We start from the raw sequence: 20908 nt of genomic DNA, 5'->3' as shown, positions 1-20908 counted from the left end.
TGTATAAAAAAACCACCTCAAGCGAGGTGGTTTTTTGTACCTGCTCAGCCTGGACTATTGCTGCGCCAACCAGCGGTCCACCGCGCTGTAAATACCCGCAATATCCCCAGTAATCCCGGACATACGCAGGAAATCGTGGGTCAGACCATTGTGCGTGAGCAAGGTCACTGGGGTTCCTGTGTTCTGCAAGAGCTCGGCGTACTCCAAGCCTTCGTCATACAGCGGATCGTACTCGGCCAGGCTGATGTAGGCCGGCGCCAAAGCGCTCAACCCTTGGGCGCGCAATGGCGAGGTGCGCCAGTCGCCGCGTTGCACAGTGTCCGGCGTGTAATGCCGGTAAAACCATTGCAGCGTCTCGCTCTCCAGTAGATAACCCTCGGCATACCGTTGGTGGGAGGGGCGGGTACGTTGGGTGTCGGTGACCGGATAGAACAATAACTGGGCCTGTGGTTTAAGCACCATCTCCTCGGGCGACTGTACGGCACTGATGGCCAGTACTGTTGCCAGGGTTGCGCCAGCACTGTCGCCGGCGACGATCACCTGGCGCGAGTCCAACTGCAATTCTGCGCCATGGCCGGCAAGCCAGTTGGCGCTGTCCACCGCATCATGCACTGCCGTGGGGAACGGATACTCCGGGGCTAGGCGATACGCCGGGGCCAGTACTGCATGACGGCCGTTGGCGGCCAAGCGTCGGCAGATCGAGTCGTGGGAATCGAGACTGCCAACCACATAGCCTCCGCCATGAAAATACAGGATCACTGGTAGCGCGCTTTGCTCTGTACCGGCCTTGCGGTAGAGGCGGGCTGCCAGTTGATGGCCATCGCGCGTCGGTATCTGTAACGCACTCACGTTGATGGCGCCGGGCGGGCTGGGATCAAGAATCTGTGACGTCAGGTCGAACTCGGCACGCGCGGCTTGCGGTGTGAGTTGGTGCATCGGCTTACTTTTGCCGCTTAGGCGGCCCATCTCGGCCAGTTCCAGAAAACCTTCGAGGTCGGGGTCCAGAGGCATTGCGTGTTCCTTATAAGGGGTAGCCAAACAAAAGCGCCCCGGGCGACAGACCCGAGGCGCTGGCAGAATTAACCGGTAACTACTTCACGCTGCGGCAATTGCTGGAGGAGGCTGTGCAGCAGTTGATTGTTGTTGAGCATCTGGTAATGCCCGGCGACGATCCGTTCGTCCAGTACGCTGCCCGCCACCGGGTTGGCAAAGTCTGGTGTATTGACGTCGCAGGCCCACCAGCAACAGGCCGATACGCGTGTCTGTGGCAACGCATTGAGGTTCAGGGATAGGGCCTTGAGCTTCATCGCAACCTTAAACGTCTGGGCCAACTCTTCGACACCGATATCGCCGAACGCCGAGGTGCCATTGATTTGCTCGCGGACCTGCGCAATCAGTTGCTCAAGCGTTGTCTGAGGGCACTCGGCTGGCAGCGTCAGCAGGGGCAATTGCCCAGCGGGCTGGGCGAAGATCACCGCGAGGAAACCGCGCAAATCATCGCCCCAATCCAAGTCGGGGGCGGTAGGGGTAGCAGAAGGGATGAAGCTGTCGATCAAGCCCAGGAACTCCACTTCCTGGCCCTGTTTCTCAAGCTCCTGGGCCACCAACACCGCGAGAGTGCCCCCCAGGGACCAGCCGACCAATTGATAAGGCCCCAGGGCCTGTTTCTGGCGGATGTACTGGGCGTAGTCGATGGCCATCGACACGAGCGACTCGTCCTGCCAGTCACGGTCGAGCAGCATGCGGCATTGCAAGCCATACACGCTGCGCTGGCCTTCCAGTCGGCGGGCGATGGGGTTGTAGTCGAACACTGTGCCAAAGCCGGCATGCAGGCAGAACAAGGGCTGGGCGTGAGGTACGCGACTGTTGAGCAGCAGTAACGGATCCAGATCGGTTGCCGGGGCGAAGCCCGACAGTTCAGCAATGGTGGGTTTACCGATCATGTCCCGCAGTTTCAATTCCAACCCTAAATCAGGCTGGTTGCGGACTTTGGACAGTACTTTGAGGATGCGCAGCGAATCGCCGCCCAACTCGAAGAAGTTGTCGGTCACCCCCACGCTTTCCAGCTCTAACACCTGTTGCCAAATGGTCGCCAGGGCCTGCTCCACGGCGTTGCGTGGGGCTACGAACTCACGGCCCTTGAAGTCGGGATCGGGCAGAGCCTTGCGGTCGATCTTCCCGTTGGGATTGAGTGGCAATGCGGCCAGACGAATGATCTGCGCGGGTACCATGTAGTCCGGCAAGTCGGCCTGGAGCACACCCCGTAGGCGCTCTGCAGGTGCCTCATCGGCCGGTGTCACGACGTAGCCAATCAGTTGTTTGCTAACCCCCGCATCGCGGGCGACAACCACCGCATCCTGCACCCCAGGAATATGTCGCAGCCTGGACTCGATTTCGCCGAGTTCGATGCGAAATCCACGGATTTTTACCTGATTGTCCAGGCGTCCCAGATAGTCAATCGTACCGTCAGGCCGCTGACGGACCAGATCGCCGGTTCGATACAAACGCGTGCCATTGGCAGCGAATGGATCAACGACAAACCGTTCGCTCGTCAACCCCGGACGCTGATGGTAACCCCGGGCCACGCCTTCACCGCCGATGTACAACTCACCCGCCACACCTTCAGGCAACGGATTGAGGTGCTCGTCGAGCACATACAGAGTGCGCTTGCCAACCCGTGTACCAATCGGTGCATACACCGCGCCGCAGGTTCCACTGGCGGCGACTTTCCACAGTAGTGGTGTTACCACTGTTTCGGTTGGGCCATAGCCATTGGTCAGGTACTCAGGTTTGAGTGCCTGCTTGACCAACTCAAAGTTGGCGTCGGCCACTGCATCCCCGCCAAAGCAGTAGATGCGCACCGCTGGTGGCGCCTTGCCGCAATCCCGGGCGTACTCTGCCAGTTGTTGCAAGTAGGCCGGCGGAAAACAGGCGATGCTGATCTGGTGGGTGTGCAAGGCTTGCCAGGTTTCTTCGGGTGTCCACAAGCGATTCTCGCGCACTACCAATTGTCCCGCGTGGGACAGGGTACTCAGCCAACGCTCCTGGGCTCCATCGAAGGCAAACGACATAAACAGAAGTTCGCGGGTACTGCTATCCATTTCATAGCGTTGGCCAATGGCCTGACAGTGCATGCGAATCTGCCCATGACTGACCGCCACCCCCTTGGGGTTGCCGGTAGAGCCTGAGGTATAGATCAGGTACGCGAGGTTGTCCGCGTCCACTAGCGATGCCGGGCAACTGTCGGGCAAGGCCGCCAGTGGCAGGGTGTCAAGTTCGATCAGGGCGGTCACCCACGGCTGGTCGAAGCGCTTGCGCAACGAGCTTTGGGTCAGCAGTACCGTCATGGCCGAGTCTTCGACGATCCACTTCACCCGGTCTTGCGGGTAGTCGATGTCCAGCGGGACATAAGCACCACCGGTCTTCATCACCGCATAGAAGGCGACGACCACGTCCACCGAGCGTTCCAGGGCGATACCAACGAAGGTCTCAGGCCCCACCCCTTGAGCGATCAGGTGCTGGGCCAGGCGGTTGGCACGCTGCTCCAGTTGACCGTAGGTCAGTTGGTGATGCTCACAAATGACCGCGACTGCATCGGGATTGTCGGCTGCATGGTTGCGAATTTGTGCCGCCAGCAAGGGCAGGGCGCAGGCTCCGGCAATTAGCTTATTGCCTTGTTCCAGGGCATGTTGCTCATCGGCATCGATCGTGGACAGGCTGCCCAGGGTGGCTCTCGGATTGTCGAGCATGGCCAGCAACAGGGTTTCAAAGCTGCGGCGTAGTTGCGCGGTCGCCTCCGCAGTGAAGCGATTACGAAGATACATAAACTCGACGGTCAGGCGATTACCCAGGTTGACCGCCAGGTCCATGGCGAAGTTAGTCACGCCCTGGGTCCTGGTTTCACCGAACGTCAGTTGGTCCTGCTCGGCCTCATGGAGGCGCTCATCCACTGGGTAGTTTTCAAACACGATAATGCTGTCAAACAGCGCCTGGCCGCCTTGCCCCGACCAGCGTTGTACGTCGGCCAGTGATGCATGTTCGTGATCGCGAACTTCCACATTGTAAGTTTGCAGTTCAAGCAACCAATCGACCACGGTCTGCTGTGGTTGTGGGGTCTGAATGATCGGCAAGGTGTTAATAAACAACCCCAGTATTTCATCAGATGCTTCAAGACTGGGGGGCCGTCCTGCGACGGTACCGCCAAAGCACACGCTGTCTTGTCCTGTATAGCGTTGTAGCAATAACAACCAGGAGGCCTGGATAAAGGTGTTGGGCGTCACGCGCAGCTGTTGTGCCTGATCTTTCAGGCGCCGGGTTTGTTGCACGTCCCAGTTGAGGTAAAGCGCCTCGTGCCCTTCGCCACTAGGGTCCGGCAGTGGCGATAGGCTTTTGGCGAGAATGGTTGGCCCGTCCAGCCCTTGTAACTTGGATTTCCAGAAAGCTTCCAGAGATGCCTGTGACTGGGCTTGCAACCACGCGATGTAGTCGCGGTACTTGCCACGCTTGGGGGCCGGGACCTTACCGTTGTAGACCTCGAATACTTCGGCAAGCAGACGCGAGCTGCTCCAACCGTCCAGCAAAATGTGGTGATGGGTCCAGACCAGATACAACTGCTCGGCCGGCAGTTTGACCAGCGTCAGGCGCATCAGCGGTGCCGTAAGCAGCTCGAAGCCTGCGCGGTTATCGGCTTCGACCAGGTCTTGCAGGTCTTGCGCATAGTCCTCACGGTTCTGCCAATCAAGAATGTGCAGGGGCAAGGCGGCTTTTTTGAACACCAGTTGGAGCGGCTCAACCAGATGGCTGGCGGTCCAGAAGCTGGTGCGCAGGATTTCATGGCGTTCGACGACCGCCTCCCAGGCGTTGGTAAAGCGCGCGATATCCAGGCCGCTGACTGGTACGGCAGTCTGATTGATGTAAGCCGCCGCTTCGGATGCTTCAAGGGTGTGGAACATCATCCCTTGCTGCATCGGTGACAGTGGATAGATGTCCTCGATTTGCCGGACCGGGAGGCTCAGTGTGTCCAGTTGTGCCTGGCTCAATCCGGCCAATGGGAAGTCGGAGGGTGTTGCACCTTGGTGGTGGGGTTCGCAGCAATAGGCGATCAACTGTTCGAGCGCCTGCAGGCAGCTGTCGGCGAGGTTCTGGATGACGTCGACAGGGAAGACTTCATGGCTGAAGGTCCAGCCCATACTCAACTGGTTGTCATAGACTTGGCTGTTGATGGTCAGCCAGTTGCCCAAAGGCGCTTCGCGGTTTTTTTCGGCGCCGCGCTCCTCGCCGGTAGGCACAAACAGCGCCCCTTTGACACTGTCGAAACTGCCGTCGAACTGGCCCAGGTAGTTGAAGGTAATGCGCGGCACGGCCAATGCACCCAGGCGTTCCCGAGTCTGAGCATCCCCGAGGTAGCGCAGGACGCCAAACCCAATGCCTTTTTCGGGAACCGCCCGCAGTTGCTCCTTGACCTGTTTGATGGCTTCACCCAAATCCTGATGGGCGGTCAACTTGACCGGGTGTAGGCTGGTGAACCAGCCGACGGTGCGGGTCAGGTCGATATCATCGAACAGGGATTCGCGGCCATGGCTTTCCAGTTGGATCACGACGTCGTCGCGGGTGGTCCATTGGCTGACTGCAAGGGTCAGGGCAGTCAGCAGCAGATCATTGATTTGTGTGCGATAGGCTGCGGGCGCGACTTGCAGAAGTTGCTGGGTCAGGGTTTTGTTCAACTGGATATCGACAGTCGTCGCCTGGCTATGGCTCAGGTTGCCGTCAGGGTTGGCGTGGGGCAGGTCATGGCTGGCGGTATCCAGTTGTTGTTCCCAGTAGGACAGTTCCTGTTGCAGGACATCGTGCTGACCGTAGGCCTGCAATTTTTCACCCCAGGTTTTGTAGGCACTAGTCTTTTCCGGCAACCTGATCGTCTGACCCGCTTGCAGTTGACGATAGGCCAGCTGCAAATCATCAAACAATATCCGCCAGGACACGCCATCCACCACCAAATGATGGATGGCCAGCAGCAAACGCTGGCTGCCGTCCTTCAAACCCACCAGCACTGCCCGCAGCAGCGGTCCATCTTGCAGGTTGAGGCTGCGCTGGGCATCGTCACCCAACGATTGCAACTGCGTGGTGTCGTCGATTTGGGTTTGCCATAGCACTGATGGCGTGGTCGGACGGTACTCGGCCCTCCAGCCGTGGTCGGCCTGATGGAAGCTCAGACGCATGGCGTCGTGGTGTTGGATCAGGGCATCGAGTGCCTGCTCCAGCAACGGCAGTTCCAGGTGCGTGGCGGGCTTGAGCAGCACGGACTGGTTCCAGTGGTGTCGCTCGGGGATGTCGGTGTCGAAGAAAAGGTGCTGAATCGGTAGCAGCGGGGCGCCGCCGGTGATCGGGCCTTGGTCGATCGCCAGGCCCTGACCGTGGTTTTTCGCCACGCTGGCCAGGCCTTGGATGGTCTGGTGTTGGAACAGGTCCTTGGGGGTAAAGTGGATGCCGGCTTGGCGTGCGCGGCTGACGACTTGGATGGAGATGATCGAGTCGCCGCCCAGCTCGAAGAAGTTGTCGTTCAGGCCGATTTTTGCAACCTTGAGGACGTCTTGCCAGATGCTGGCGATGCGCTGTTGCAGATTGTTCTGCGGTGCCACGTAAGCGTGCAGGGCCTGGCTGGCATCGGGGGCGGGCAGGGCTTTGCGGTCGAGTTTGCCGTTGGGCGTCAGGGGTAGGTTGGTGAGGAATACCCAGTGGCTGGGCACCATGTAATCCGGAAGGTGCTCCTTGAGGTGGTACTTGAGTGTGTCACGCAGCAGCTTTTGAGCCATCGCATCACCTAGGGGGCCTGGTGTGGTTGCATAAGCAACCAACTGCAGGCTGCCGCAGACTTCCTGGGCTAATACGACTGCTTCGCGAATATCTCCCAGTGCCAACAGGCGCGCTTCGACTTCGCCGAGTTCGATACGAAACCCACGAATCTTCACCTGATGGTCGATGCGCCCTGCGTACTCAATGACGCCATCGGCGCGATAACGTGTCAGGTCGCCAGTGCGATACAGCCGCTCGCCGTTGGTGGAAAACGGGTTGGGTATGTACTTTTCGGCGGTCATCGCGGCTTGGCCGAGATAGCCTCGGGTGATCCCGGCGCCGGCCAGATGTAACTCCGCTGCAACCCCTGTGGGAACGGGTTGCAGGTCGGCATCGAGCAGGTAGCTCTGGGTATTGTGCAGCGGGCGGCCAATGTTGGCCTGGCCTGCGACTTCGCGACGAGCCCAGGTGGAGTATGTGGTGTCTTCGGACGGCCCATAGAGGTCGTAGACATGCTCAACTGTGGCCTGGTGGTAGAGATTCTCCACCAGCGATTGTTTCAGTGGCTCGCCCGCAAGGTTAATGATGCGAATGCTGTCAGGGATTTGCCCGGCGCGCAGCAAGGCATTGATCGCCGAGGGTACGGTATTGATCAGGCGCACCTGATCCCGGGCGGGCAGGTCGGGCAACTCCAGGGCATTACGAGCGAGGATCAGTGAGCCGCCGTTGGCCAGAGTGACGAAGATTTCCCATACCGAGAGGTCGAAACACACGGAGGTCGAGGCCAGCACGCCTTGGATATCTTCTTGGCTGTAGACCTCCTGCGACCAGTGGACCAGCGCCAAGACATTGCTATGGGTAATGGCCACGCCTTTGGGTTTGCCAGTGGAACCGGAGGTGTAGATCACGTAGGCCAAATTGTCGGGCGCGGCTTGGCTGGCCGGCGCGGTCAGCGGGTAGCCCGCCAGTTGATCTATCAGCAACACCTGAGCCTGGGTGCGCGGCAGTTCGGCGAGCAATTGGGCTTCGGTCAGCAGCACTTGGGCGCGGCTGTCTTCGAGCATGTAGACGACTCGGTCGGCGGGGTAATCCGGATCCAGCGGCACATAGGCGCCGCCGGCCTTGAGTACGCCGAGCAAGGCCACGATCAAAGCGTCGGAACGCTGCATGGCCACGCCGACTCGCACTTCGGGGCCAACGCCCAGCTCGATCAGTTTGTGGGCCAGTTGATTGGCCCGGGCGTCCAACTGGCGATAGCTCAGGGTCTGGGTACCGCAGGTCAGGGCCACGGCGTCCGGCTGACGCGCCACCTGCTCGGCGATCAACCCATGAATGCTGTGTTGTTGTGGGTACTCAGAGGCTGTGGCGTTCCAGTCGCGCAAGATCTGCTGCTGTTCAACGGCACTGAGCAGCGACAAGCTGACGATGGGCTGCTGCGGGGCGGCGATACAGCGTTCGAGCAGGTTAAGCCAATGGTTCCCGAGGCGTTCAACAGTGCTGGAATCAAACAGGTCGCTAGCATAGTTCAGGGTAGCCGACAGGCCCTGGGTTGATTGGAACGTGGTGAGCGTCAGATCAAACTGCGCGGTGCGGTTACCCCACGTGATACCTTCGACGTTCAATAAGGCGGCCGACGCCGGTTGAGTGGTTGCGCTGCCCTGATGGTCATTGAGGTGGTTGTACATCACCTGGAACAACGGGTTGAAGCTCAGGTTCCGTTCTGGCTGCAAGGCCTCGACCAGTTGTTCGAAAGGCAGGTCCTGATGCGCCTGGGCATCCAGTGCCGTTTGCTTGACCTGCGCCAAGAGTTCGCTAAAAGACAGCGTGTGATCGAAGCGTGCTTTGAGCACTTGAGTATTGACGAAAAAACCCAGCAAGCGCTCGGTTTCAACACGGTTACGGTTTGCTACAGGTACGCCTACGCGAACGTCGGGCTGGCGGGTGTACTTGTGCAACAGCGCCTGGAACGAGGCGAGCAGCAACATAAACAGAGTCACATTGTGTTGCTGGGCAAGCTGCTTGAGGTTGTGTTCCAGGGAGGCTGGAACCGTGACTGCAATGTTCGCCCCTCGATAGCTCTGGACAGCTGGCCGTGGGTGATCGGTGGGTAACTCCAATACGGGTTGTTCACCACCCAATTGGGCTTGCCAATAAGCCAGTTGGCGTTCGCTTTCACCGGCCTCCATCCAATGACGTTGCCAGATGGCATAGTCGGCGTACTGGATTGTCAGCTCTGGCAAGACGTTTGGTTGGCCTTGCTGATAATCCGAGTACAGTGCAACCAGTTCATCGACCATCACCTGCATCGACCAGTCATCCGAGACGATGTGGTGCTGGGTCAGCACCAGTACATGGTCATCCTGGCCCAGCTGTAGCAAGGCTACACGCAACAGTGGGCCTTGCTGCAAATCAAATGGCTGGTAAGCCTGGGCTTGGATAAATGCCTTGATTCCTGCGTCGTCGAGCCCCGAAACGCTGCTTTGCTGGATCTGCATCGGCATGTCGAGGTGAATAATTTGCAATGGTCGATCTTCGCCATGTGCAAACGTGGTGCGCAGCGTCTGGTGACGGGCGATTAAGGCGTTGAAGCTTTGCTCCAGCGCCACGACGTCCAGTTTACCCTTGAGTCGCAGGGCAGTTGGAATGTTGTAGGCTGCGCTGTCGGGGTCTAGTTGCCAGAGCACCCACTGCCGTTCTTGAGCGAAAGAAAGTGGGATGGATTCGAAGGCTGACTGCACTTCAGGGATTGGCAGGTTGGCGGGTGAAACCCCTTCAGCCAGCATTTTTTCCAGGTACAGCTTGCGCTTTTCCAGGGGCAGGGTGATGAAACGCCGGGCAATACGGGCGGCGACAGTCTTATCCATCAGAACTCCTCCATTTCATCGAGCAGGGCTTCAAGTTTGTCGAGTTTCTGCGCGGTGACAGGTCCTGCCTGCTGCTCAAGCTGGGCGGTAAACGCGCCCAGAGTCGGGTGTTGGAACATCAACTGCGGCGTCAACTGCATACCCAGCTCAAGTTGTAGGCGCGAGACCACGCTCACGACCAGTAGTGAGTGCCCACCCAGTTCAAAGAAATGGTCCTCCAGGCCGATAGGCTCGACTTTCAATACGTCTTGCCAAATCGCTGCGACCTGCTGTTGCAAAGGACTACAGGGCGCTACATAGGTTTTTTGCGCCAGACTGGCATCCGGCGCCGGCAACACCTTGCGATCAAGCTTGCCATTGGGGGTCAGCGGCAGGCTGTCGAGGAATACCCAATGGTTGGGCACCATATACTCCGGCAGGTCGCCCTTGAGCTGACGCTTAAACGCATCACGTAGAACTTGCTCATCGCTCACCCCTTGCGCTGCGACCACATACGCCACCAACTGCGGATGGCCAGCGACGTCCCGCACCACCACGGCGGCTTCGCGCACTTGCGGTTGCTCCAACAGCCGCGCCTCGATTTCCCCCAGTTCGATCCGCAATCCACGGATTTTTACCTGGTGATCCACCCGGCCGATGTACTCGATCACCCCGTCCGCGCGGTAGCGCGCCAGGTCGCCGGTGCGGTACAGGCGCGTACCGGGCGCACCAAATGGGTCAGGCAGGAAGCGTTCGGCGGTGAGTGCCGGGCGCTGGAAATAACCCCGCGCCAGGCCATCGCCGCCAATCAACAATTCACCCGTCACCCCGACCGGCACCGGCGCCAGGTTATCGTCGAGGATATACAGGCTGGTATTGGCAATCGGCCCGCCCAGCCACGGCTGCGGCTGAGTTGGCGTGAGCGGGTACTGCGCCGACCAGATGGTGGTCTCGGTCGGCCCGTAGAGGTTCCACACCTGGGGCGAAAGCGCCAAAAGGCGGGTCGCCAGTTCCAGGGGCAGCGCCTCACCGCCGCACAGCAGTTTGCAGCCCTTGAGCTCATCGGCCTGCGGGTGATCGAGCAGCATGCGCCAGGTCGAGGGCGTGGCCTGCAACACGCTGATGCGCTGCTGTTTGACCAGGGCAAGCAAGGCTTGCGGGTCGAGGTTGATGTCCTGTCCGGTCAGCACCAGGGTTGCGCCAGCCAACAGTGGCCCATAGATTTCCAGGCCGAAAATATCGAACGAAAAGGTGGTCAGCGACAGCAGCCGGTCATTGGCATCCAGGCCCGGCTGGCGGGCCATGCTGCACACAAAGTTGGTCAGGGCGCCATGGCGCACCATCACGCCTTTGGGCTTGCCGGTGGAGCCGGAGGTGTAGATCACGTAGGCCAGGTGTTCGGCCGTGGTGCGCGGCAGCGGGTTTTCGCAGCTGTAGCCATCGAGCCACGCATCCGGTTGGTCCAGGGCCAGGGCACTGACCCCGGCCGGGATCGGCAAGCGCGCCAGCAACGGTGCCTGGGTCAGCAGCAGTGCCAGGCCGCTGTCTTGCATCATGTAGGCCAGGCGTTCCTCGGGGTACGCCGGGTCCAGTGGCACATAGGCGCCACCGGCCTTGAGAATCGCCAGCAGCCCGACCACCAGGTCGACGCTGCGTTGCACCGCAATCCCCACCAGTACATCCGGGCCGACACCGGCCGCGATCAGGCGATGGGCGAGGCGGTTGGCCTGCTGGTTGAGTCGGGCAAAGGTCAATGACTGGGTGTCGAAGACCAACGCCACGGCATCCGGGATGCGGGCGGCCTGGGCTTCGATCAGGTGGTGGATGGCGCTGTCGCGAGGGTAGTCGGCAGTGCTGGCGTTCCAACCTTGTAGGATCTGCTGTCTTTCCATATCACTGAGCAGCGACATACTGTTGATTGACTGCTGTGGCGCTGCAATGCAGTGTTCCAGCAAGTTCAGCCAATGTTTCCCAAAGCGCTCAATGGTGCTGGCGTCAAACAGGTCGGTGGCATAGTTCAGCGTTGCAGACAGACCCTGTGCTGATTCAAAGGTGTTGAGGGTCAGATCGAATTGAGCGGTATGGTGTTCTCTGCTCAGACTCTCGACGTGCAAGGCGGAAGGTGATGACGGCTGGCCGGCTGCAGCGCCCTGGTGTTCGCTGAGGTGGTTGAACATCACTTGGAACAAAGGGTTGAGGCTCAGGTTACGCTCCGGCTGCAGGGCTTCGACCAGTTGCTCGAAGGGCAGGTCCTGGTGGGCTTGGGCTTGCAGCGCAGTTTGCTTGACCTGTGCCAACAGTTCGCTGAAGGACAGCGGTTCATCGAAGCGTGCCCTGAGCACTTGGGTGTTAACAAAAAAGCCCAGCAAACGCTCGGTTTCTACCCGATTGCGATTGGCCACAGGCACGCCGACACGAATGTCGGCCTGACGGCTGTAATGGTGCAAAAGTGCCTGGAACGAGGCGAGCAGCAGCATGAACAGTGTCACATTGCTCTGCTGGGCAAGCTGCTTGAGTTTTTGTGCCAGCGCCGGGGGAACCGTGACCGTGATGTTCGCCCCACGATAGCTCTGCACGGCAGGTCGCGAACGATCTGTGGGCAACTCCAGGACCGGCTGTTCGCCGCCCAGTTGGCCCTTCCAGTAAGCCAGCTGGCGTTCACTTTCCCCTGCCTCCATCCAGCGGCGCTGCCAGATCGAATAATCGGTGTATTGAATCGGCAGTGCTTGCAGCTCGACGGATAGGCCCTGGGAATAGCCACCATACAGTTGAACCAGTTCCTGGACCATCATGTGCATTGACCAGTCATCGGAGACAATATGATGCTGGACCAGCAGCAGGACATGATCCTCTTCAGAAATGCGTAGTAACTTCACCCGCAGTAACTGATCACGGCGCAGGTCGAAGGGTTGACGGCTCTGCTGTTCAACGAAGTCCTTGATAAAACTATCTGTGGCGCCGTTCTTGCTAATGACGTCGAGGAACAGGCCGCTCAGGGGGTCGATCACCTGTATCACGCCTTGAGGTTCTTCGACAAATCGGGTGCGCAAGCTTTGGTGGCGTTCGATCAGGGTATCGAAGCTGCGTTGCAATGCATCGACGTCCAGTGGTCCCCGCAACCGCAGTGCGGTTGGCAGGTTATAGGCGGCGCTGGCAGGATCGAGCAACCACAGAAACCACTGGCGCTCCTGGGCAAACGACAAGGGTATTTGCGCAAAGAAATGCCGGGTTTGTGGGATCGGCAAGCGCGACAAGCTCATGCCCTTGGCGCTCATTTGCTCATAGAGGGTTTTGCGCTGGGTAACTGGCAACTTGATAAAGCGGTCTATCAAGTCATTCAGGGCGTTGGCTTGCATTTATTGGGTCTCCAGCACATCGAGCAAATCAAACAGATCATTCAATGAGTCATCAGGGGCTTGTTCGCCAGCGGGCTCGATACGGGATGCATAGTCTTGCAGCGAGGCACTTTCGAAAATCGTGGCCAGTGGTACCTCAATACCCAGGTGCAGGTGCACGCGGGACGTCACCTGCGTGGCCAGCAGCGAATTGCCACCAAGGGCGAAGAAGTTGTCATCCAGGCCAATACGCTGGGTTTTCAGCACTGCTCGCCAGATATCGGCAATGTCGCTCTGCAACCCGCTTTGCGGTTCACGGTGTTCCTGGGCTTCGCTTTGCACGTCTACGCAGGCCAGAGCCTTGCGGTCGAGCTTGCCGTTGGGGTTGCGTGGCATCTGCTCCAGCACATGCACCTGGGCAGGAATCATGTAGGCCGGCAGGCGGGCCTTGAGGAAGGCCCGCAGCGCATCGATGCCTGAGTGAGTGTCACCTTCTTCCAGGGTCAGATAGGCAATCAACTGCTTGCCCAGCGGGTTCTCGCCGACCAGTACGGCCGCTTCGCGAACCCCGGGGAACAGCGCGATTTGCGCCTCGATCTCGCCCAGCTCTATACGGAATCCGTGGATTTTTACCTGCTGGTCCACACGCCCCAGGTACTCCAGGGCGCCGTCTTCCTTGCGTCGGCGCGCCAGGTCACCGCTCTTGTACAACCGCTCGCCCGGTATCAGGGCAAAGGGGTTGGGCACAAAGCTGGCGGCGGTGCGCACCGGGTCACCACAGTAGCCGCGCCCTACGCCGACGCCGGCAATGCAGATTTCACCCGTTGCCCCGGTGGGGATCGGCGACAGGTCGCCGTCCAGCACATACAGACGATTATTATCGGTTGGGTAACCGATCGGGATGTAGGTGCGTTGAGTCGAGGCCGGGTCGATGTTGTAGAACGCCACATCATCAGAACACTCAGCCGGCCCGTAGGCGTTGATCAGCTTGATGGCCGGGTAGCGTGCCAGCCAGTCGGCGGCAGTTTCTGCCGGCAGCGCTTCGCCCGTTGGTAGTAGCCAGCGCAGGTCGGGAAGGTCGCTGTGTTGTTCGATTAGCAGCGCCTGGATCAGCGCCGGGACAATTTCCAGCACGGTAATACGTTGTTCTTCAACGTGCTTGAGCAGAGCCTGAGGGTTCTTCGAAATGTCGTCGGCAAAAATACATACCTTGGCGCCGCACAGCAGTGCGGTGAGGAACTGCCAGACAGAAATGTCGAACGACTGGGAAGCGGTCTGCGCGATGATGTCCTGCTCGGTCAGTTGCAGGTAAGGCACTTTGCTCAACTGATTGTTGAGCATGCCGGCCTGTTCCACCATGACCCCCTTGGGCTGCCCGGTGGAGCCTGAAGTGAAAATCACATAAGCCAGATTGTTCGGGCCGCTGTAGCGTCCTGGGCGTTGCCGGTTGGCCAAATCAGGCGGCAGATCCTCCCAGACCAGCAGGCCCACGCTATGTTCGGGGGCGCTGATGGCCAGTTCGCCAAGCAGCATCTGGGCCTGCTCGCGGTACTTGGCCGTGCAGACCAATAGTGGCGTCTTGCTAAGGCGCAGGACGCTCTTGATCCGTTCGCCAGGATGGCTTGGGTCCAACGGAAGATATCCTGCGCCGGCCTTGAAGGTGCCGACAATCATTGCCAGCAGCTCCAGGTCGCGGTCGGCCAGCAGGGCCACGGGTTGGTCCAGGCCCACGCCGCGCTCGATCAAGCGATGGCCGAGGATGTTCGCCTCATGGTCGAGTTGCTCGTAGGTCCAGGCACGGTCCTGGCAAACCGCTGCCACGCGTTGCGGGCTGGCATCGACGTGCTGTTCGAACTGCTCGACAAATGAGCGCTGCAGATCGTGGGGCACCTGCGATTGATTGTGTTCAAGGGCCCACTCACTTAGACGTTCCGGAGCCACCAGAGTGATCTGGGCCAACGGTTGGTGCAGGTGATGACGTAGGGCGATCAGCCATTGCTTGAACTCTTCGAGCAAGCTGTCCATGGTCGACTGCTCGAAAAAGCGGGTGTCGTATGACAGATGCAGGCCAATCTTGTCGCTTGGGTAGACCACCACGGTCACCGGATAATTAGTGTGGGTCCGCGAAGATTCGGAGATTACGCCCATGTCCTGAGCGTCCTGGCCGACGGAGTCTTCCATCGGCGCGTTTTCGTAGACGAAGAGGCTGTTGAACAGCGGCTGGCCTTTGAGGATCTGGCTACACTCCTGAATGTTGACCAGGGGCAGATAGTCATATTCACGCACTGACACGTTCTTGTGCAGGATGGTTTGCAGCCAGGCGAGGGTGCTGAGTTGACTGTCCGGGGTGGGGATAGCGACCCGCAACGGTACGCTGTTGATAAACAGCCCTACGGTATTTTGCATCTCGGGAATATGCGCTGGGCGACCGGAAACCGTAACACCGAACACTACGTCCCGCGAGCGACTGTGGTTATGCAGGGTCAAGGCCCAGGCAGCCTGGACGAAGGTGTTGAGCGTGAGGTGGTGGCGCGTCGCGGCCTCTTGCAGTGCGGTGCTGTCTTGCTGGCTGAGCCAGGTGTAGTTGTCGCCAATCACCGACACCGAGTGCGCAGGCACTTGCGGATGATCCACCGGGAGTGACGTGGTGTGCTCCAGGCCCTCCAGTTGATCTTGCCAGAACGTCGTGGCGGCGGTGCGATCCTGTTGTTGCAACCACTGGATAAAGTCGCGGAAGCGGTAGGGCGTGGCGAGCTCACAGGGTTTACCCGCCAACATGGCGTGGTAGATCTCGAAGAAGTCCGACATCAGCAACGAGCGGCACCAGGCATCTAGCAGGATATGGTGGTTGCTCATGACAAACCGGTGGGAGTGGTCGGCCAGCAGGATCAGCTTGAAGCGGATCGGAGGCTGCAAGGCTAGATCGAAGCCGGCTTCCCGCTCTACCTTGAGCAAGTGTTCGATCTGTGCTTGTACCCGGTCCATCGGCACATGGCTCAAGTCCAGCCGTTCGACCTGCACGTTGCTGTTTTTGTGGATGACTTGCAGCAGCGTGCCGCCGGTATTCCACAGGAATGACGCCCGAATCGCTTCATAGCGTTTTACCACCTGCTGCCAGGCCGCCTCGAAGCGCGGATAGTCCAGCGTTTCCTTGATGGTGTAGCACTCTTGCATGAAGTAAATGCCGGAGTTTTTTTCCAGTAACGTGTGCACCAGCAAGCCTTCCTGCATCGGCGACAACGGGTAAATGTCTTCGATCTGCTGGACCGGGATGCTCAGTGTGTCCAGTTGTGCCTGGCTCAACCCAGCCAATGGGAAGTCAGAGGGTGTTGCACCTTGGTGATCGGTATCGCAGCAATAGCCGATCAGTTGCTCGAGCGCATGCAGGCAGTTGTTGGCGAGGTTCTGGATGACTTCAACAGGGAAGACGTCGTCGCTGAACGTCCAGCTCATGCTCAACTGGCTGCCATAGACCTGGCTATTGATGGTCAGCCAGTTGCCCAAAGGCGTTTCGCTGCTTTTTTCGGCACCACGCTCCTCGCCAGTAGGCACAAACAGCGCGCCTTCGGCACTGTCGAAGCTACCGTCGAACTGGCCCAGGTAGTTGAAGGTAATACGTGGCACGGGCAATGCGCTCAGGCGTTCCCGAGTCTGAGCGTCACCCAGATAGCGTAGAACGCCAAATCCAATGCCTTTGTCAGGAATGGCCCGCAGTTGTTCCTTGACCTGTTTGATTGCTTCGCCCAAATCCGGATGGGCGCTCAACTTGATCGGGTACAGGCTGGTGAACCAGCCGATGGTGCGGGTTAGGTCAATGTCATCGAACAGGGGTTCGCGGCCATGGCTTTCCAGTTGGATCAGCACGTTGTCGCGCGTGGTCCATTGGCTGACTGCACGGGTTAGGGCCGTCAGCAGCAGATCATTGATTTGCGTGCGATAGGCCGCGGGCGCGACTTGCAACAGTTGTTGGGTCAGGGTTTTGCTCAATAGGATATCGACAGTCGTTGACCGGCTATGCTGCTGGCTACCGTCAGGGTTGGATTGCGGCAGGTCGTGGCTGGCGGCGTCCAGTTGCTGTTCCCAGTACGTCAGTTCCTGTTGCAACTCGGCACTCTGCCCATAGCCCCGCAACCTTTCTCCCCATGTCTTATACGCACTGGTCTTCTCCGGCAATTCAATCGCCTGGCCCGCCTGCACTTGCCGGTACACGGTTTGCAAATCATCAAACAAAATCCGCCACGACACGCCATCCACCACCAAGTGATGAATCGCCAGCAGCAAGCGCTGGCTACCGTCACCCAGGCTGACCAGCACCGCGCGCAGCAGCGGCCCGTCTTGCAGGTTGAGGCTGCGTTGGGCTTCGTCGCCCAAAGATTGCAGTTGCGTTGTGTCCTCAATCCGGGTCTGCCACAACACCGACGCCGTGGCCGGGCGGTATTCGGCGTTCCAGCCAGAATCAGCCTGAGTGAAGCTCAGGCGCAGGGCGTCGTGGTGTTGGATGAGGGCGTTGAGGGCCTGTTCCAGCAGGTGCGGGTCCAGGGCCGTGGCGGGCTTGAGCAGTACCGATTGATTCCAGTGGTGGCGCTCGGGGATCTCGGTATCGAAGAACAGGTGTTGGATCGGCAGCAGTGGTGCGCTGCCGGTGACCGGACCTTGATCGATCGCGAGGCCCTGGCCGTGGGTTTTCGCCACGCTGGCCAGGCTCTGGATGGTCTGGTGCTGGAACAGGTCCTTGGGGGTGAAGTGGATGCCGGCCTGGCGGGCGCGGCTTACCACCTGAATGGAGATGATCGAGTCGCCGCCCAGTTCGAAGAAGTTGTCGTTCAGGCCGATTTTTGCAAGTTTGAGCACGTCTTGCCAGATGGCTGCGATGCGTTGTTGCAGATCGTTTTGCGGGGCCACGTAGGCGTGCAGGGCCTGGCTCGCGTCGGGGGCGGGCAGGGCCTTGCGGTCGAGTTTGCCGTTGGGGGTCAGGGGCAGTTGCGCCAGGATCAGCAAATGACCTGGGACCATATAGTCTGGCAGCTGTTCGCCGAGCCAGGCTTTTAAGACCTCGCGCAAGGCGTCCTGGCGGTTAATGTCTGTTGCCGGTTCCGTCGGCACCACATAACCCACTAACTGCGCGCCGCCCGGGGTTGGGTGGGCGATGACCACGGCTTCGCGCGCCGCCTTGTGTTGCAGCAGTTGCGCTTCAATCTCTCCCAGTTCGATACGCAGGCCGCGGATTTTTACCTGATGGTCGATACGCCCGATGTAGTCGATGACCCCATCGGCACGGTAGCGCGTCAGGTCGCCGCTGCGATACAGGCGTGCGCCATTGCCTGCAAACGGATCGGGAATAAAGCGTTCGGCGGTCAGTCCCGGGCGCTGGTGGTAGCCCTGTGCCAGGGAGTCGCCGCCGATCAGCAGTTCGGCGCTGGTGCCCACCGGGCACAGCTGCAGGTCGTGGTCGAGCAGGTAGGTACGCACGTTGGCGAGGGGGCGGCCGATAGGGGCGATGGCGCCTTCGGGCAGGCTGGCGACATCAAAGAAGGTGGTGTCGATAGTGGCTTCGGTTGGGCCATAAAGGTTGCACAGGCGGCCGTTCCAGCGTTCGCGCAATTGTGCGACCAGCGGAGTACCCAAGGCTTCGCCGCCCAGCAGCAGCAAGCGCAGGGATTGCATCTGCGCGCCCTGTTCGTCGACGAGCAAGGCTTGCAGCAGGGAAGGGGCCATTTGCAGCACGCTGATGCGCTGGGCGGCTACTTCCGACCACAGCACTGACAAATCGTCGGACAACTCGCGGGAGGCGAGGACCAACTGCGCACCGTTGAGCAAGGGCAACCAGAACTCCCACACCGAGGCGTCGAAGCTGAAGGCGGTTTTTTGCAAGACCCGGTCCGCAGCGTTCAGGCCCAATTCGCCCTGCATCCACAGCATATGATTGGTCAGGGCGCCGTGGCGCACCTGCACGCCCTTGGGCTGCCCGGTGGAGCCGGAGGTGTAGATCATGTAGGCCAGATTATCGGCGCTGACTGTTAGCTGCGGGTTGGCGCTGTCATAGCCTTCCAGCCAGTCGCTGTCCTGATCCAGGCACAGGGACGGCAGGCTGTCCGGGGCGGGCAATGCCAGGCTGCTTTGGGTCAGCAGCAGGCCGATGCCGCTGTCGTTGATCATGTAGGCCAGGCGGTCAGCGGGGTAGGCCGGGTCCAGCGGTACATAGGCGCCGCCTGCCTTGAGCACGGCCAGCAGGGCGATGACCATTTCCAGGCTGCGCTCAAGGCCCAGGCCCACGCAGACGTTGGGGCCAACGCCCAGCTCCAGCAGCTTGTGAGCCAGTTGGTTGGCGCGACGGTTGAGCTGATCCAGGGTCAATTGCTGCTCGCCGAGCACCACAGCGACGGCATGTGGCAGGCGTTCGGCTTGCTCCGCGACCAACACATGCACAGGGGCTGCGTTGGGGTAGTGGACGGCCGTGGTATTCCACTGCCCCAACTGCCGCTCACGCTCCTCATCACTGAGCATCGCAAGCTCGCCGATCAGTGCCTGCGGTTGCTCAACCATGGCTTGCAACAGGTTCCGCCAGTGCCCGGCCAGAGTGGCGATGGTCGCCGGGGTGAAGCACCCGGCGTCATAGTCGAAATGCGCGGTGATCTGCTGCTGGCTGTACTCCACGTCCAGCGACAGGTCGAACTTGGCCTGCAACGGGTGGCTGTCCATAAACGTCAGTTGCAACGGGCCCAGGTGCAGGGGCGCGTCCTGAGCGGCGCGGGCGCGCCAGTTGAACAGGGTCTGGAACAGCGGGTTGGCCTGGGGGCTGCGTTGCAGGTGGAGGTCTTCGAGGATCAGCTCGATGGGGTAGTCGGCATGTTCCAGGGCGGCGAGGGATTGCTGGCGCAGGGCCTGGAGGAACGCGCTGCACGATTGCTCGGGTGCCAGTCGCGCGCGATACACCTGGCTGCTGACGAAAAAGCCCACCAGGTCCTGGATCTGTGCCTGGTTGCGTGTGGCGTTGGGCACGCCGACGGTGAAGTCGGTCTGGCCGCTGTAGCGTCCCAGCAGCAATTGCCAGGTGCCGAGCAGTACTACGAACGGGGTCAGGCCCTGTTGCTGGCAAAAGCTCTGGAGCTGCTCGTTCAAGTATGCAGGCAGGGTGTGGGCATGATGGCCGGCACCTGCGTGGTTTTCCAGGCGCTCGCGAGGCAGTGTCAGGGCCGGGATATCATTGCCAAGGATGGCCTTCCAATACTGGGCGGCTGCGGCGTGTTGCGGTGTCAGCGGGTAGTCTTGGCGTTGCCACTGGGCGTAGTCGGCGTACTGGATGGACGGGCGCGGCAGGGCCCGGCCTGGTTGGCCAAGGGCGCTTGCCAGGTCGTGCATCAGGATCGGATTGGACCAGGCGTCCGAGACGATGTGATGCATATTGAGCAGCAGCACATAATCCTGCGTGGCGCGCTTGAGCAGGGTGCTACGAATCAGCGGCGCCTGGCTCAGGTCGAAGGGCTGGGTGGCGTGCTGGCGGATGCGATCTTGCACTTGCTGTTCGCGCTGGACGCTGTCCAGGGCGCTCAGGTCCTCTTCGAGCAGGTTCAGCTGTGCGCCCTGGTCGATGACTTGTAGGGGCGTGCCGTCGGTGTTGCGAAAGGCGGTACGCAGGATATCGTGGCGATTGATCACCTGGTTAAGGGCCGCTTCCAGGGCGCACGCGTCCACCGGTCCCTTGATGGCAATCGCCCGTGGCAGGTTATAGGCATGGCTTTGCGGATCGAACTGTTGCAGGAACCACAGACGCTGCTGGGCGAACGACAGCGGCACCGGATCACGCCCGGCGAGGCTCTGGATGGACTGCCCGGCGCCGGCTTCATCGGCCAGCAACAAGGCCAGCAGGTCGTCATCGGGAAGTTGGTTCAATTGGTTCATGATCGATCTCGTCGCCGTCGGCAGAGGAAATAAGCTGTG

The 20908-nt window shown here is 60.0% G+C and carries 4 protein-coding genes; all 4 read right to left on the bottom strand.

Going from position 1 to position 20908, the window contains the following annotated elements; all coding sequences use genetic code 11:
• Positions 1 to 54: 54 nt before the first annotated feature.
• Complete coding sequence (locus tag HBR94_RS17090; protein WP_057959168.1) at positions 55 to 1011, bottom strand: alpha/beta hydrolase; 957 nt, start codon at positions 1009 to 1011, stop codon at positions 55 to 57.
• A gap of 68 nt (positions 1012 to 1079) precedes the next feature.
• A complete protein-coding gene (locus HBR94_RS17085) occupies positions 1080 to 9656 on the bottom strand; it encodes a non-ribosomal peptide synthetase (protein ID WP_170045245.1) in 8577 nt (2858 codons plus the stop codon).
• Positions 9656 to 12991: a non-ribosomal peptide synthetase gene (locus HBR94_RS17080; RefSeq protein ID WP_170045244.1), complete on the bottom strand. Its 3336-nt coding sequence runs from the start codon at positions 12989 to 12991 to the stop codon at positions 9656 to 9658. Before HBR94_RS17080 ends, HBR94_RS17085 begins: the two co-directional genes overlap by 1 nt.
• On the bottom strand, positions 12992 to 20869 hold the full coding sequence (locus HBR94_RS17075) for a non-ribosomal peptide synthetase (RefSeq protein WP_170045243.1): 7878 nt from the start codon (positions 20867 to 20869) through the stop codon (positions 12992 to 12994).
• Positions 20870 to 20908 lie beyond the last annotated feature (39 nt).

It is taken from the genome of Pseudomonas sp. WS 5412, from assembly GCF_012985615.1.
GTDB classification, from domain to species: domain Bacteria; phylum Pseudomonadota; class Gammaproteobacteria; order Pseudomonadales; family Pseudomonadaceae; genus Aquipseudomonas; species Aquipseudomonas shahriarae.
This window is presented reverse-complemented; position numbering and strand designations above follow the sequence as displayed.